16 protein-coding genes are annotated in these 15875 nt (G+C 63.9%); 12 read left to right on the forward strand and 4 right to left on the reverse strand.

Annotation, left to right across the window (positions count from 1 at the left end; genetic code table 11):
• Window position 1: 1 nt before the first annotated feature.
• From NDI54_RS12220 to NDI54_RS12240, 5 genes are all read left to right on the forward strand, one after another.
• The gene (locus tag NDI54_RS12220; RefSeq protein ID WP_310896720.1) at window positions 2-568 is read left to right on the forward strand and encodes an HTH domain-containing protein; all 567 of its coding nucleotides are present in this window, start codon (window positions 2-4) and stop codon (window positions 566-568) included.
• Between the two features lie 58 nt (window positions 569-626).
• A complete protein-coding gene (thrS, locus tag NDI54_RS12225; protein ID WP_310896721.1) occupies window positions 627-2555 on the forward strand; it encodes a threonine--tRNA ligase in 1929 nt (642 codons plus the stop codon).
• 103 nt (window positions 2556-2658) lie between these two features.
• Window positions 2659-3699 (forward strand): hypothetical protein, encoded by a 1041-nt coding sequence (locus tag NDI54_RS12230; RefSeq protein ID WP_310896722.1) that lies wholly within the window; start codon window positions 2659-2661, stop codon window positions 3697-3699.
• Between the two features lie 49 nt (window positions 3700-3748).
• Window positions 3749-4651 carry a diacylglycerol/lipid kinase family protein gene (locus NDI54_RS12235; protein ID WP_310896723.1) on the forward strand — a complete coding sequence of 301 codons (903 nt, stop codon included), beginning with the start codon at window positions 3749-3751 and terminating at the stop codon, window positions 4649-4651.
• A gap of 90 nt (window positions 4652-4741) precedes the next feature.
• Complete coding sequence (locus tag NDI54_RS12240) at window positions 4742-6670, forward strand: SLC13 family permease (protein ID WP_310896724.1); 1929 nt, start codon at window positions 4742-4744, stop codon at window positions 6668-6670.
• A gap of 18 nt (window positions 6671-6688) precedes the next feature.
• On the opposite strand, the gene NDI54_RS12245 is transcribed toward NDI54_RS12240, so the two are convergent.
• Window positions 6689-7531, reverse strand: coding sequence for a PspA/IM30 family protein (locus NDI54_RS12245; protein ID WP_310896725.1), 843 nt, complete (start codon window positions 7529-7531; stop codon window positions 6689-6691).
• Between the two features lie 60 nt (window positions 7532-7591).
• Here NDI54_RS12245 and NDI54_RS12250 point away from each other — a divergent pair, with 60 nt between their 5' ends.
• The 7 genes from NDI54_RS12250 to NDI54_RS12280 all read left to right on the forward strand — a co-directional run bounded on the left by NDI54_RS12250 (window position 7592) and on the right by NDI54_RS12280 (window position 12726).
• Entirely contained in the window at window positions 7592-8188 is a 597-nt protein-coding gene (locus NDI54_RS12250; RefSeq protein ID WP_310896726.1) for an alpha/beta hydrolase, read from the forward strand.
• Window positions 8189-8591: 403 nt separating this feature from the next.
• Complete coding sequence (locus NDI54_RS12255; RefSeq protein ID WP_310896727.1) at window positions 8592-9089, forward strand: hypothetical protein; 498 nt, start codon at window positions 8592-8594, stop codon at window positions 9087-9089.
• A 260-nt stretch (window positions 9090-9349) separates the two neighbouring features.
• Window positions 9350-9523, forward strand: a complete 174-nt coding sequence (locus NDI54_RS12260) for a hypothetical protein (protein ID WP_310896728.1) — start codon at window positions 9350-9352, stop codon at window positions 9521-9523.
• 47 nt (window positions 9524-9570) lie between these two features.
• Complete coding sequence (locus NDI54_RS12265) at window positions 9571-9771, forward strand: hypothetical protein (RefSeq protein WP_310896729.1); 201 nt, start codon at window positions 9571-9573, stop codon at window positions 9769-9771.
• A 68-nt stretch (window positions 9772-9839) separates the two neighbouring features.
• Window positions 9840-11501, forward strand: a complete 1662-nt coding sequence (locus NDI54_RS12270; protein WP_310896730.1) for a CTP synthase — start codon at window positions 9840-9842, stop codon at window positions 11499-11501.
• Window positions 11501-12418 carry a glutamine-hydrolyzing GMP synthase gene (gene guaA, locus NDI54_RS12275; protein WP_310896731.1) on the forward strand — a complete coding sequence of 306 codons (918 nt, stop codon included), beginning with the start codon at window positions 11501-11503 and terminating at the stop codon, window positions 12416-12418. Before NDI54_RS12270 ends, guaA begins: the two co-directional genes overlap by 1 nt.
• Entirely contained in the window at window positions 12415-12726 is a 312-nt protein-coding gene (locus NDI54_RS12280) for a DUF7126 family protein (RefSeq protein ID WP_310896732.1), read from the forward strand. The genes guaA and NDI54_RS12280 overlap by 4 nt, the downstream gene beginning before the upstream one ends.
• Window positions 12727-12757: 31 nt before the next feature.
• Here the strand turns inward: NDI54_RS12280 and NDI54_RS12285 are convergent, their stop codons facing one another.
• From NDI54_RS12285 to NDI54_RS12295, 3 genes are all read right to left on the reverse strand, one after another.
• Complete coding sequence (locus tag NDI54_RS12285) at window positions 12758-13432, reverse strand: MBL fold metallo-hydrolase (protein WP_310896733.1); 675 nt, start codon at window positions 13430-13432, stop codon at window positions 12758-12760.
• Window positions 13433-13478: 46 nt separating this feature from the next.
• Window positions 13479-14591 (reverse strand): glutamate-cysteine ligase family protein, encoded by a 1113-nt coding sequence (locus tag NDI54_RS12290; RefSeq protein ID WP_310896734.1) that lies wholly within the window; start codon window positions 14589-14591, stop codon window positions 13479-13481.
• A 240-nt stretch (window positions 14592-14831) separates the two neighbouring features.
• Window positions 14832-15656: an aldo/keto reductase gene (locus NDI54_RS12295; RefSeq protein WP_310896735.1), complete on the reverse strand. Its 825-nt coding sequence runs from the start codon at window positions 15654-15656 to the stop codon at window positions 14832-14834.
• Between the last annotated feature and the right edge of the window lie 219 nt (window positions 15657-15875).

Raw genomic sequence — 15875 nt, forward strand, 5'->3', positions numbered from 1 at the left:
GATGCAGGGGAGCACGCAGCCAGACGATACACGGGCAGAATTGTACGTTCGTTCATTACTGCCCGACGGGCACACGCAGCAACAGGCTGCGGTAATCGACCGTCTTGAGGGGTTGTCGGACGCCGATGTTCTGTCAGATATTACTGTTCAGGTTATCGGTCGGCAGATTCCGTCCACGCCTGCGGAGGCTCGGACCGAACTGGGTTTGTTCGCACTCAACCGGGTCAGCGTCTTTCAGGAGTGGGCGAAACGCAACGATTGTACACTCGAACCCGCGTTCCGAGTCCGGACGGTGGACTCCGAGATATCGGGGGAACAGTACCGCGCACTCGTGTTTCCAGTCCAACTATTAGCGGAGTACAAGGGGTCTGAACTCACGTGTGTGACGCCGCATACAGCCGAGGGAGACACAGTCACTGTTAGCGAGCGACTAACGATGATCGAAGAGGAGGAAGAACTGACGCTCTCACCGCTGGAGCGTGCGAGTGCGACCCGAGCACCGACGCAGTCCGACTCGCCGGTTGTTGACACCGTCGACGAAGATTCGGACCCGCTGCGGCCCGAGTAGCGTCAGGTCCGCCCGCGTCTCAATACACTTATCCCCGGCCGCCGTCGTACCCTCGGGTATGAGTACGGTCACGGTCACGCTGCCCGACGGGACCCCCCTAGAGGTCGAGCGTGGCAGCACGGTCGAGGATGTCGCCTACGAAATCGGGCCAGGGCTGGGTGACGACACGGTCGCCGGCGTTGTCGACGGCGAGCTTGTCGACAAGCATTCGCCGCTGACAGCCGATGTCGAGTTGGAGATCGTCACCGAGAGCAGTGACGAGTACCTCGACGTACTGCGCCACTCCGCCGCCCACGTGTTCGCCCAGGCGCTGCAGCGTCTCCACCCCGACGCGAAGCTCACAATCGGACCGTGGACCGACAACGGGTTCTACTACGACATCACCGGCGTCGACATCGACGAGGACGACCTCGAAGCCATCGAGGCCGAAGCCGAGGAGATAATCGAGGAGGACCTCGACATCGAGCGCGAACTCGTCGACCGCGACGAGGCCTTCGAGCGCTACGAGGACAACCAGTTCAAACAGGACATCCTCCAAACCGAGGCCGCGGATGACGAAGAAGTCTCCTTTTACACCCAGGGCGAGTTCGAAGACCTCTGTCAGGGGCCACACGTCGAATCGACCGGCGAGATCGGCGGCTTCGCCCTGCTCGAAATCTCGGCGGCCTTCTGGCGCGGTGAAGAGGAAAACGAGACGCTGACCCGCGTCTACGGAACCGCTTTCCCGACGGAGGACGCGCTCGACGAGTTCCTCGAACAGCGCCGCAAGGCCGAGGAGCGGGACCACCGCAAAATCGGCCAGGAGATGGACCTGTTCTCCATCGACGAGACGACCGGGCCGGGCCTGCCGCTGTATGAACCAAACGGCAAGAAGATCCTCAACGAGCTCTCGGAGTACGTCGCCAGCCTCAACCGCGACGCCGGCTACGACGAGGTCGAGACGCCCCACGTCTTCCGCACCGAACTGTGGAAGAAGTCGGGCCACTACGAGAACTACGTCGACGACATGTTCCTGCTCGACGTAAACGACGAGGAGTACGGCCTGAAACCGATGAACTGCCCGGGGCACGCCACCATCTTCGAGCAGAACTCCTGGAGCTACCGGGACCTGCCGGTGCGGTACTTCGAGGACGGCAAGGTGTACCGTAAGGAGCAGCGCGGCGAACTCTCCGGGCTCTCCCGGACGTGGGCCTTTACCATCGACGACGGCCATCTGTTCGTTCGCCCGGACCAGATCGAAGAGGAGGTGCTGGCGACGGTCGACATCATCCTCAACACGCTGGACACGTTCAACCTCGACTACACCGTCCAGTTCGCCACCCGGCCGGAGAAATCCGTCGGCGGCGACGAGATCTGGGAGAAAGCCGAATCCCAGCTCGAAGCCGTCCTCGACGAGCAGGACATCGACTACGTCGTCGAGGAAGGCGACGGTGCGTTCTACGGCCCGAAGATCGATTTCGCCTTCGAGGACGCACTGGGACGCCACTGGGACGGCCCGACCGTCCAGCTGGATTTCAACATGCCCGAGCGGTTCGACCTCTCCTACACCGGCGAGGACAACGAGGAGCATCGCCCGGTGATGATCCACCGCGCGCTGTATGGCTCCTACGAGCGGTTCTTCATGGTGCTGACCGAACACTACAACGGGAAGTTCCCGCCGTGGCTCGCCCCCGAGCAGATCCGGCTCCTGCCAGTCAGCGACGACAACATCGCCTACTGTGAGCAGATTCAGGACGAACTCGACGACTTCCGTGTCACCATCGAAGACCGCTCCTGGACCGTCGGCAAGAAGATCCAGCAGGCCCACGACGACCGCGTCCCCTACATGTGTGTCATCGGCGACAACGAGGCGGAAGCCGGCACCATCTCGGTGCGGGACCGCAAGGAACGCGAAGAGAAGGACATCGACATCGCCGAGTTCCGCGACCACCTCGAAACCGAGATCGAACAACAGCGGACCGCCGTGACGTTCCTCGCCGGCCGGTAGCGCTGCTGTCTCGGCTGGCCCAGCTACTTCTCACTGCCGATACACCGACGTCCCGGCGAGTGCCGGGCTCGCGCTTTTATGCACGGCGGGCGAGCCGATCTGTATGACCTCTGACAGCGGGGAGTCGAGCGACACCATGCGGGAGCGCGCCGCAGGTGACACGCGACTCCTCTGGCTGCTCCTCGATGCGGACCGCTGGCTCGTTACCGCCATCCTTTCGGGCGTTCTGTTCTGTGGGATCCTTGCAGTCGGGCTTTTGCATCCCACACCGACTCTGACGCTGCTGACCCGCGGCGACCCGGTCGAAACACTGTTTCAGGCGCTGATTACGGGGACTATAACCGCCGTTACGCTGGTCCTGACACTGAGTCAGCTCGTCCTGTCGCAGGAACTGGGCGCGGTGGGCGACCAGCGCGAGCGGATGGACGGGTCGATGCAGTTCCGGGCCGACGTGGCCGACGCCGTCGACACGCCCGTCAGTCCCGCGGAACCCTCGGCGTTCCTCCGGTCGCTGGTCCGCGGGACCGCCGAACGAGCCGAGAACGTTCAGAACACCCTCGATGAGACCAATCTCGATCAGGATCTGACGGAACTCCTCACGACGTATCTCGAAGACGTGAGGACCAACGCCGACAGCGTCACTGACCAGCTCGAAGGCAGTACCTTCGGGGAGTTCGATGTTGTCAAGGCCGCGTTGAACTACAACTACTCCTGGAAGCTGTACGTCGGTCGGCGCATCCGGGAGTCCTATGCCGACGAACTCACCGACGATATCGACGACTCGCTCGCGGAACTCGTCGGGACGCTCGAACTGTTCGGTCCGGCCCGGGAACACTTCAAAACGCTGTACTTCCAGTGGGAGATCTCGGACCTCTCCCGGACGCTGCTGTACGTCGCGGTGCCGGCGCTGACGGTCGCGGTCACGTCGCTGTTGTTTTTCGATGCGCGGGACATCCTCGGCGTCACAGCTGGCGTCCCTGACGTGCTGTGGCTCCTCGCGGCGACGACGACAGTGTCGGTGCTTCCGTTCACCGTCCTGTTGTCGTACATCCTCCGCATCGTCACGATAACCAAGCGAACGCTCGCTATTGGCCCCTTCATCCTCCGCGAGACTGACCGGAGCGCCGACGTGGACTGGGAGTGACGCCGCCACACCACCACGGTATAAGTGCGGGTCCGGACTCCCTAGTACCATGCAGATTGGCTCGCGTCGGTGTATCCTCAATCCCGTCAGCGGCGACGGCGAGCATGCCGACTACGTCCCACGGCTGATGGAGGCACGTGGGTTCGAGGTGTTCGAGACGGAAGGCGAGGGCGACGCGGTCGAACTCGGCCGCGAGGCCGGCAGGGCAGAGGCCTCTGAGGTCGCCGTCTGTGGCGGCGATGGAACGGTAAACGAGGTTGTCCGCGGACTCGACGACGCCGACCATCTCGACTCGGTGACACTGAGCGTCATTCCGGCCGGAACGGCGAATCTTCTGGCCGGTAACATCGGCATCAGGGACATCGAACACGGCGTCGAAATCGCCGACACCGGCGAGACGCGGACGGTCGACGTGGGCATCGCTGACGACGAGCCGTTTCTGGTCTCCTGTATCGCCGGGCTCCCCGCCGACGCCAGCGTCTCGACTCCCAGCGATCTAAAGGAGCGGTTCGGGACAATGGCGTTTCTCATCACGGGGACACAGGAGGCGTTTCGCTTCGATGGCCTCGACCTTACTATCGAGGCAATCGGCGAGGACGGCCCGTTCACGTGGTCCGGCGAGGCTGCCTGTCTGCTGGTCGGAAACGCCCGGAAGTTCGTCGGCGAGGGCGGCCAGGGCAACATGGAGGACGGCCTGCTCGACGTGGCTATCGTCGAACAGATGCCCGCTGGCAACCTCGTCGCGGAGGCTATCGGGCAGCGGTTGCTGGCGCTTGACACCGACGGCGTGACCCACGTCCGGGCCGACGAGATCACCGTCGACGGCCACGGGGAAGCGATAACGTTCAGCCGCGACGGCGAACTCAGCACGCACGAAACGCTGTCGCTGTCGGTGCGCGAGCGCGCCCTCACGCTTCGTGTCGGAGCGGGCTACGAGCCGACCCCGGAGTGAGACCGGTCGCCTGTCACGGCCGTTCGTCGGCGCGGTGATCGGTTGGAATCGCCCCCGACGCTTTTGCCCCCATCCGCCGAGGGGACTGGTATGCCCCCGCTTTCGACGGGTGCGCTCGTGGTCTTCGCACTCGTCGCCGCCGCCCTGACGCTGTTCGTCACCGAGTGGTTGCCCCCGGACATGACGGCCGTCGCCGTCCTCGTCGCACTGGTCGTGCTGGAGCCGTATACCGGCGTGCCGGCGCGGACAGCCATCGAGGGGTTCGCCAGCCCGGCAGTGATTACCATCGTCGCAATGTACATCCTCAGCGCCGGCGTCGAGTCGGCCGGTGTCGTCGACTGGCTGGCCGGGCGGCTGGCGGCGCTGACCGGCGGCGACGAGCAGCGCCTGTTGGCCGCCATCGTCGGCACGACGGGCGTCAGTGCGGGGTTCGTCAACAACACGCCGGTGGTTGCGGTCTTCATCCCGCTGGTCACCGGGCTTTCAGAGCGATACGGCATTTCGCCATCGAACCTGCTGTTGCCGCTCTCTTTCGCCGCGATGCTCGGTGGGACGCTCACCCTGGTCGGCACCTCGACGAACCTCCTCGCCAGCGACCTCTCGGCGCAGTTGCTCGGCCGGCCGTTCTCGATGTTCACGCTGACGCCCGTCGGTATCGTGATCCTCGCCGTCGGCGTGGCCTACCTGCTGACGGTCGGTCGGGCACTCGTCCCCGAACGGATCCACCCCGCGGCCGACTTCACGGAGGAGTTCGACATGGACCGCCACCTGTCGCAGTTACAGGTGCGCGAGTCGTCGCCGCTGGTCGGACTGACGGTGCAGGAGGCGCTAGAAGGCGGCGTCCCCGACGACGTGGTCGAATCAGTCGCGGACGTGGTCGATGCGGGAGAGTCGCTGCCGACCGAGGCCACCGTCGAACAGGTCATCGCCGCAAGCGACCCGCTTGACATCGATGTGCTCCAGATCGACCGCAACGGCGAGTCGTTCTTCGCGACGGCCACCGACCGACCGCTCGAACCCGACGACGTGCTGACCGTCCGCGGGAACCGACAGGCGGTCAACCAGTTCGCACAGACGCTCGATCTCCGGGATCTGGCACGGGAATCAGTCACGGAGGCGCTCCTAGCCGAAAGCGGCCACGCGGGTGTCCTCGCCGAAGCGGTCGTCGACAACGAGTCGCGGCTCCGCGGGCGGACGCTCGCCGACGTGCAGTTACGCAGTCGGTTCGACGTGACGGTCCTCGCCATCCGCCGCGGTGACGAGATCATCCACGAGGACCTCGAAGCGGTCGAACTGTCGGCCGGCGACCTGCTCTTGCTTCAGACGCCCCTCGACGAGGTGGGCCACCTCCAGGATGAGGGGTACCTGGTCCTGACCGAGGGGCCGCCGGAGCTGTTCGACGCGCTCGACGGCGGGCCGCCGTCACTCGACGCCTCGGCGGCGGTCCCGCTCGCGACCCTGCTCGCGGTCATCGCCCTCGCGGCGCTGAACCTGGTTCCCATCTACATCGCCGCACTGGGCGGCGTCGTCGCCACGGTCGCGACCGGCACGCTGAGCGCGTCGAAGGCCTACGACGCGGTGAGCTGGAACATCGTGTTCCTGCTTGCCGGACTGCTCCCGCTGGGGCAAGCGATGCAAGCCACCGGCGGGGCCGCGTTCGTCGGCGGCCTTCTCGTCGACGCCGCCGGCGTCCTCCCGCCGCTCGCGCTGCTGGCGCTGGTGTACCTCCTGACGGCCGTCCTCGCCAGCGTCATCACCCCGGCCGCGACCGTCGTGCTGATGATCCCGATCGCCGTCGCCACCGCCGCCGAGGTCGGCGTCGCCGGGTTCCCGTTCCTCGTCGTCGTGACGTTCGCGGTCGCGACGGCGTTCCTGACGCCCATCGGTTACCAGACGAACTTGATGGTGTACGGCCCCGGCGGGTACCGCTTTACCGACTTCGTGCGCGTCGGCGGCCCGCTACAGCTCCTTCTGTGCGTGGTCACGACGCTCGCGGTGTCTGTCGTCTGGCCGCTGTAAAACCATGATCTGACGGCGCTACTGCTCGTCGTCTTTCAGTTCGTCGAGTTCCGACTCGACCTCGCTCTCGTCGACATCGACCTGCGTGGCGTCGTCGGCAAGCTCCTGTTCCAGGTCGGCTTCGGAGACATCGGCGTTGCTCGACCCGCTGTCGCCGTCCTCGGCTTTCCCCATCTCGGCTTTCAGCGTGTCGAGTTCGGCGTCGACCGACCCCTTTTGCTGGACCTCTTCCAGTTCCTGTTCCAGCGAGCTCTTGTCGGAGAGCTGGTTTTCGAGGACGCCGTCCTCGCGGAGTTCGTCCATCGCCTGCGAGCGGGCCTCCATGTCCTCGGTGCGTTCTTCCGCACGCTCGATGGCCTGATTGATGTCCTGCATCTCGTCGCCCGCACCGGTCATCGCCTCGTTGACGCGCGCCGACGCCTTGGCGGCCTCGTGACGGGCCTTCATCGTCTCCTTCTTCGTCCGGAACTGCTCGATCTGCTTTTGGAGTTCGTCTTTCTGCTCGACCAGCTGGTCCTGCTGGGCCTGCAGGTCCTGTATCTGGCCCTCCAGTTCCTCGATCTGGCTCATCTTCTGTTTTTTCTTCTCCAGGGCCTGGCGGGCGAGGTCCTCGCGGTCCTGCTCGACCGCTTGCCGGGCCTGTTCGTTGTGCTTCTCGACGTTTTCTTCGAGGCGGCGCTTCTGAATCTCCAGTCGCTTCTTCTGTGTCGTCAGGTCCGCGATGCCCTGCTTGACATCCTGCAGTTCGTCACGCAACTGCTCGTAGCTGTAGTCGAGGGTCTCTGTCGGGTCCTCCGCTCGGTTCAGGACGGCGTTGACCTTGGAGCGGATGACGTACGACGCGCGCGAGAGGATTCCCATGTATGCGCATTGGTCTCTCCAACCTTAAATTTCTTACAGAGGTGTGACGAGTGAACACGCATGGGTGACACCGTTCGGATTCCCGGTGGTCGATCCGTCACCGCGACGCTCGACCGCCCCGAGTCGGAGGCCGTCATCGTCGCGTGCCCGCCACATCCACAGCACGGCGGGTCGCGGTCGGACACTCGGCTGCGCGCGGTCAGTGATGCACTCGCGCCGGATATCGGCTGTCTTCGCTTCGATTACGGTCCGTGGGACGAGGGCCGCGGCGAACGAGTCGACGCCGAGAACGCGCTGGCGTGGGGGAACGAGCGGGCCGACGCGGTCGGCCTGTTTGGCTACAGTTTCGGCGCGGCCGTGGCGCTCCGTGCGGCCGCCGAACTCGATAGTGAGTCCGAGCCGGCGGTCCTCTCCGTCCTTGCGCCACCGGCCGGACTGACCGAGCATCTCGACGCCGTCGCCGCCCTGGACGCCATCGACTGCCCGGTCCAGGTCGTGGTCGGTGCACGCGACGACACCGTCGACTGGGAGCCGGTCGCCGACCGCGCTGCCGACTTGGGACACGCTGTCGAGCGCCTGCCGGCCGACCACCACTTCGTCGGCCAGAGCGGGCGTATCGGCGAGACTGTCGGCCGGTTCCTCCGTGACCGGTTGTAACGCAACTGCTGGGCAGTACAGAGCGTCATACAATTTTTCACAAGGTATTGATTTCAGACAGTGTCGCCCGAATAGACTGCACGGTAGGACTGTGTGTTGGCTACTGAGAGGTCTATCAGTGGGTTCATTACTGTCTTTGCAACTCTGAGCCTGGTTTGGCCATATTCTCAGATAGAAAACATTTATTTCAGCCATGTACGTGCACTGATTGTGAAACGTCGCCCCGCGAGATCGGCACGTTCCCCGACTGTCCAGAGTGACAGGATCCACTCCCCTCCGAGGACAAGCGGACCCGTATCGGTCACAAGCTGGATCCGTGCCGGTCAAAGACCACTTACGGGTAGGCGGCCACCAGAACATGACTGAAGCCCCACAGCGTACGACGTCGGGACCGACCAGCGAGATGGAACCGGGGGTTCTGGCCGTCCTTAGTGGGGTCATGACGGGACTGATCGGAGCGGTCGCGTACTTTCTTGTCCCGCTGGTGACCAGCGAGTACGTCAACACCGGCGGTCGTGACTCCCTTGAGATTACCTACTATATTTTGGAGTCCTTTTTTGAGCAGTCGGTTTACTATCACGTTGGGGTCCTGGTACTCGTGCCGCTCGTAATAACGGTACTAACACTGTCACTCGTCCGCCGAGGTGGACACGCCGGTCGATCGACGGACGTGGCTGTCGTCACCACGGTCATCGTCGGGCCATTCGTAACAGTCTTGCTCGGGGCGGCTATCGCTTGGGGTGCCATCGCGGTTCAGTCTCCGGCCATCGCGATCCTGGGTATCATATTCGCCCTCCCCATCGCGGTTATTTTCTCGGCGTGTGTCGCCATCGTTACGGCGGTGAGTGCGGTCGGCGGCTACGCGTTGGTCAAGCGGTTCGGACCCCGATCTCCGGACTAATCGCAGGCGGGAGTGCTGTCTCGTCACAGCTAACGGCGGGAGGACGGGACGGTTAGCACGCCATGCATCGCAGTTCACGTGCATCGATTTTGACATACGCTGTACCACTCCAGCCAAACGGTATCGCAGTCCCGAATCATAGCTCTGTATTGAACGGTTCTGGGCCCGTACTGACCGTTTCAACTCGGGCCTGACAACAGTTCTATGACACCATAGGAAAGTACCGAAAGACAGAGACACCGGCGGCCCGACCTCTGGATATGAACCGTCCGCTCGCGTTCGCCGCTGTTTCGTTCACTACGACCCTGGTAGCGCTGTTAGTGCTGATGCAGACAGCACTCGTCGCGGGTGGCCCAGCCAGAGCGGTCGTCCTCGCCACGATGGGCGGGGTGGGGACCTACGTCGCTATCAGATCCGGCGTCCTCAAATCGTAACCCGAATGGAAGGTACATTTATAATATATACTGATAAATATTGTAGTATGTCAACGCACACCAGGAAGGCGGTGTCGCGGTCGACACGCCAGGGTGTGGTCTCGCTTCTGGGAGGGTTCGTCGCCGGTTACCTGCTGTTTATCGCTATCGGCTCCGGCCCCAGTGACGCGCTGTTTTCGGCGCTGTCGCTTGCCGTGCTCGTGACGGCGTGGCGACTCTTCATGCAGCCGTCACTGTCGGCCCGTTGACACTGCGATAGGGTGGCGAACAGTGCGCGCTCCGAAACCGTTTAGACTACGCGGGGTTCACCGTCGGTATGCCGACCGAACCCGAAACGGACTACGACCCGGAACTGGGTCGGAAGTTCATCTTCGTCACCGGTGGCGTGATGTCTGGCCTGGGGAAAGGCATCACCGCCGCCAGTACAGGTAGATTGCTCAAAAACGCCGGGTTCGACGTTACAGCGGTCAAAATTGACCCGTATCTGAACGTCGACGCCGGTACGATGAACCCCTTCCAGCACGGCGAGGTGTACGTGCTCAAAGACGGTGGGGAGGTCGACCTCGACTTGGGGAACTACGAGCGGTTCCTCGACATCGACATGACCTTCGACCACAACGTCACCACGGGGAAGACCTACCAGCACGTCATCGAGAAGGAGCGGGCCGGCGACTACCTCGGTCGCACGGTCCAGATCATCCCGCACATCACCGACGACATCAAGCGCCGCATCCGCGAGGCCGCCGAAGGCAACGATGTTTGTATCATCGAAGTCGGCGGGACGGTCGGTGACATCGAGGGAATGCCGTATCTCGAAGCGCTCCGGCAGTTCGCCCACGAGGAAGACGAGGACGATATTCTCTTTACCCACGTCACGCTCGTCCCCTACTCGAAAAACGGCGAGCAGAAGACCAAGCCCACACAGCACTCCGTGAAGGAACTGCGCTCTATCGGTCTCCAGCCGGACATTCTGGTCGGCCGCTGTTCGGACAAGCTCGATATCGACACGAAGGAGAAGATCGCGCTGTTCTGTGACGTGCCGACGGAAGCCGTCTTCTCGAACCCCGACGTTGACGATATCTACCACGTCCCGCTGATGGTCGAGGAGGAAGGCCTCGACGAGTACGTGATGGAAGAACTCGACATCGCGTCGGAGGCGCTGCCCGAAGACGAGCGGGAGAACCGCTGGCGCGACCTCGTCACCCAGCAGACCGAGGGGGAGGTCGAGGTCGCCCTCGTCGGCAAGTACGACCTGGAAGACGCCTACATGTCCGTCCACGAGGCGCTGAAACACGCCGGGCTGGAGAAGAACGTCGACGTGAACGTCCGGTGGGTCAACTCCGAGAAGATGAGCGACCACCACGCCGACCGGATGCGCGAGGCCGACGCCATCGTCGTCCCCGGCGGGTTCGGCGCGCGCGGGACCGAGGGGAAAATCGAAGCGATCCGGTACGCCCGCGAGAACGACATCCCGTTCCTCGGGCTGTGTCTCGGCTTCCAGATGGCCGTCGTCGAGTACGCCCGGAACGTGCTGGACCTCGATGACGCCCACTCCGCCGAACTGGACGAGGACACGGCCTACCCCGTCATCGACATCCTGCCCGAGCAGTACGAAATCGAGGATATGGGCGGCACGATGCGGCTGGGCGCTCACGAGACCGACATCGACGCCGGCACGCTCGCCGCGACACTGTACGGCGGCGAGTCCTGTACCGAACGGCACCGCCACCGCTACGAGGTCAACCCCGAGTATATCGACGACCTCGAAGCCGCCGGGCTGAAGTTCTCCGGCCGCGCCGGAAACCGTATGGAGATACTCGAACTCGCGCCCGAGGACCACCCGTACTTCATCGGGACGCAGTTCCATCCGGAGTTCCGCTCCCGACCGACCCGTGCCAGTCCGCCCTTTGTCGGCCTGCTTGAGGCCGTACTCGGCGACGACCCCCACACTGTGACGACTGAGGAGGTGAGCCACTGATGGTGAACGTCGACGAGTTCATCGAGGAGGCGAAAGCCGAGATCGCCGAGGAGATCGGCGACAAGCACGCCGTCATCGGCCTCTCCGGCGGCGTCGACTCCTCGACGGCCGCCGCCCTGGCCTACGAGGCCATCGGCGACCAGCTCACAGCCGTCTACGTCGACACCGGGCTGATGCGGAAAGGCGAAACCGACGAGATCCGCGAGACGTTCGACTACATGGACTCGCTGCGCATCATCGACGCCCAGGACCGCTTCCTCGACGCGCTGGGCGGCGAGACCGACCCCGAGGAGAAGCGCCACATCATCGGCGAGCAGTTCATCCGGGAGTTCGAGACGGTCGCGCGCGAGGTCGACGCCGACTACCTCGTCCAGGGGACCATCTACCCCGACCGAATCGAGAGCGAGGGGACCATCAAGTCCCACCACAACGTCGGCGGCCTCCCCGAAGTCGTGGACTTCGAGGGCATCGTCGAACCGATGCGTGACCTCTACAAGGACGAGGTCCGCGAGGTCGCCCGCGCGCTCGATCTCGAAGAGATCATCTCCGAGCGGATGCCGTTCCCCGGCCCCGGGCTCGCCGTTCGCATCATCGGCGAGGTCACCGAGGAGAAACTGGAAGTGGCCCGCGAGGCCAACCACGTCGTCGAGGAGGAACTGGAAGAGTACGAGCCGTGGCAAGCCCTGGCCGCCGTCATCGGCAAGGCCACGGGCGTCAAGGGCGACAACCGCGTCCACGGCTGGGTCGTCGCCGTTCGCTCCGTCGAGAGCCGAGACGGGATGACCGCCCGCGCGCAGGAACTCGACTGGGACACGCTCCAGCGCATCCAATCGCGTATCACGGGGGCACACGAGAACGTCGCCCGCGTCGTCTACGACGTGACCCACAAACCGCCAGCGACAATCGAGTACGAATGAAGGTCGTCCTCGTCGGCTCGGACCCGAACGGACTCACGGACGCCCTCGAAGCCGAAGGCCACACTGTAACGGTTGCCGACGTGGGTAACCGACCCGGATTGGAGGAGGCCGGCATCCACGAGGCGGACGTGTACCTGCTGACCGAGATGTCCCAGGCGACCTCTATCGCCGTCGCCAAGGACCTCACCCCCGACCTGCGGGTCGTCGTCTACGCCGAGGGGTCGCTGCCCGACTTCGCCAGCCGACAGACCGACCTCGTCGTCGACCCAGACCTGCTTGGCGTCGAGGCGGTCGCCGAGGAACTGTAGCGTCGTCCGCCGGTTTTCATATTCCGGCCGCTCACAGCGTCGCTGCCAAGTCGGCGAGCTTCTCGGAGCCGTTTTTCTGGAAGGGGATGCCGTGACCCGGGACAGCGACCTCGAAATCGGGTGCGCGCTCGGCGAAATCACGGATACTCCTGGCGACGCTATCAGTATCATAGCTCACCAGCCACGGCGAGGGCTGGAAGCGGCCGCCATCCTCCCGCACGAGATCGCCCAGCAGGCCCAGTGACAGCACCTCGCTGACGTAACAGACGTGACCCGGCGTGTGGCCGGGGGTGTGGTAGGCGGTGAAACTGCCGACGGTGTCGCCGTCGGCGAGCGGGACGACATCGTTGGCCGGCACGTCCAGAAATGACGAAACGAGACGCTGGAACGCGCCCTTGTGATTGCCCAGTGGCGGGCGCTGGTCGCCGGTGACCAGCGGCGCGTCCCGTTCCCCCACGTAGATGGTCACGTCGACGCCGTCGAAGGCCGACAGCCCACCGACGTGGTCAAAATCGAAGTGCGTGAGGAGGATTCGGTCCAGATCCCGGAGTTCGTAGCCGGCCTCGCTCAGGCCGGCGATGAGTTCGTTGCCATGCCAGGGTAGCCCTGTGTCCACGAGCGTCAGCGTTCCGCCATCGTCGACGAGCGCTGCGTTGACGCCCGAGAGGTCGTACCACCAGCTGTCGTCGGCGAGCGCCGTTACCATACCGCGGGGTTGGTGCGGCGGTTCCTAAACTGTCACTGTCCCGGCGTCAGTCGAGTGCGACCGGCGCGGCCTGTCGCACGTCGTCCTGGAGGCGGTCGGCGTGTTCCAGTCGGATCTCGCGGGAGTCACGAGCCGTGACCGGCTCCGGCCTGTCAAACGTCGGCGCGACCGGCTCGTAGGCGTCCACGTCGAACCCCATCCGGTCGAGATACGACTGCACGCTGTCGGCGGCAACGCCCTCCCGGATAGCATCGTTCGCGTACGCCAGCACAGCATCGAATTCGGGGAGCACGATCTCGTCGTCGGTAACGCGGCCTGTCTCTCCCTCGATGCGCACCTCGGTTCCCCGCAGGTGGTCCATGAGAGACGCCACGTCGTCGGCGAGTTGCAGGACCTGGCTCGGGAGTGCAGCGTCGGGCGACCGCCACTCGACGGTGCCGAACTCGGCCCGGAGCTGGACCGGCGTCCAGATCGAGCTTTCGGGCTCGAAGTTCGCTGCGACGGTCCGCCGGTCGATACCGGCGTCGACGGCCGCGGCCACGAACTCGTCGTAGCGCCGTTCGAGCCGCCGGTCCCACTCGTCGGTGTCATCGAGATACGACCACAGCCAGCCCTGGTGTGGCACTGAGTTGTACGCCATCCAGCGGTACAGTTTCGAGCGAGCCCCATCGGCCAGCTGCCGGCCGCGGAAGTACGGCGACGACGAGACGAGCGCCAGCGCGGGGTCGATGGCGATCAGCGTGTTCAACTGGTCTATCGCCCGCCCCGGCTGCTGTTCGACGTGGATGTGTGTCCCGGCGCAGTGGCGAACGTACTCGAAATCGTCGCCGATGACACAGTTTTGAATCCGGGTCCGGTCGCTCGGAATCTCCTGAATCTCGTCGGCCTTGACCGGCGTCGAAAGCGGAACGAGACGTTTGCCGAGGTCGTCGGCCTGCCGCAACACGGCACCGAGCCGATCAAGGAGTTCCTCGTGCAGTTCTGTCGCTGTCTCGCATGGTGTCGTTTTGACTTCCAGCAGTGGTTCGACGAACTCCCGCTCCGCGCCCGGGGTTGCGTCAACGAGCGCGCCCGGTTCGACCAGCTGGCCCGCGTCGTCGATGACCCAGTACTCCACTTCAATGCTCCGTCGTATCGGTTCGGATTCGTGTACTGACACAGTGGCCTCGCTGTGGATTCAGCGGTGTGTCCTCGTGCCGAAATCTAGTGGTAACACACCACACGATAACTGTGGCCAGACGGCTTATCATTGTTGTGTGATTTGTAATATTTGCCCCATCCATGGCCACGACTATCCGGATAGCCATCGTAAAACCGGACACAAATGCCATAGTCTGCCGAATTCACGCTACAATCTGCCGATTCCGAGTAATTTCCGGTCGCCGAGCCGGGACGGCGCTCAGAACGGCAACTGCGACCGGACGAACTGCACGCCAGTCTTGACCTTCGAGGGGTCCCGAATCCGCTCTATCTCCGCGTCTGTGAGTTCGAAATCGAAGACGGCCATGTTCGCTGCCAGATGCTCGCGGCTGGAGGCCTTCGGGATCGCGGCCACGCCGTCCTGCTGGAGGAGCCACCGCAAGGCGACCTGGGCCGAGGACTTGCCGTATCGATTGCCGATCTGGACGAGCGCGGGGTCGTCGAGAACCCCGCCGCGAGCGAGCGGGCTGTAGGCGGTCAGGAGTACGTCGTGGATGCGGCAGTAATCAAGCAGTTTCCGCTGGTCCCAGTAGGGGTGATACTGTACCTGATCGGTGAGGATGGGGGCCGTTGAGATGTCTCGAGCCCTGTTCAACAGCGACGGCGAGAAGTTGCTGACGCCGATGTGCCGTACCAGCCCCTCGTCGACGAGGTCGTTCATCGCGCCGAGCGTCTCCGACAGCGGGGCCATCCACGGCGTGTTCGGCCAGTGGATGAGCAGGAGGTCCAGGTAGTCCGTCCCCAGTTTGTTCAGGCTCTCCCGCGTCGACCGGCGGACGCTTCGCTCGTCGCGGTTAGACCCATCGAGCTTCGTCGTCAGGAACACGTCCTCGCGGTCCACCGCGGCGGCCTCCATCCCCAGACCGACCTGTCGCTCGTTGCCGTAGGCCTGGGCCGTGTCGATGTGGCGATAGCCCATCTCCAGGGCCGCTTCGACCGTTTCCCGGCAGGTATGGCCGGTCAACTGCCACGTTCCGAGGCCGAGTGCGGGGACCGACGTTCCCTGGACCTGAATGTCGTCCATGGGCTTCGTTGGTGTCACGCCTGTAAAACGTCGGTGACCGCGCCAGGGGCCCGTGTGGCTGAAACTTCAGAGGTATGTCGTGGCTACCGCCCGTAAAACAAATCATTTACCATGAACAATTTTCAAGTATTAATACGATCCCTATCCGAATTGTCACGTCTCGCGGGAGACAGGAGAACGCGTCCATGTGCCACCAGTACCCGCAACGGATAGGAGTAT

Origin of the sequence: Haloarcula terrestris (assembly GCF_031624315.1) — an archaeon.
In the GTDB taxonomy this organism is placed as follows: domain Archaea; phylum Halobacteriota; class Halobacteria; order Halobacteriales; family Haloarculaceae; genus Haloarcula; species Haloarcula terrestris.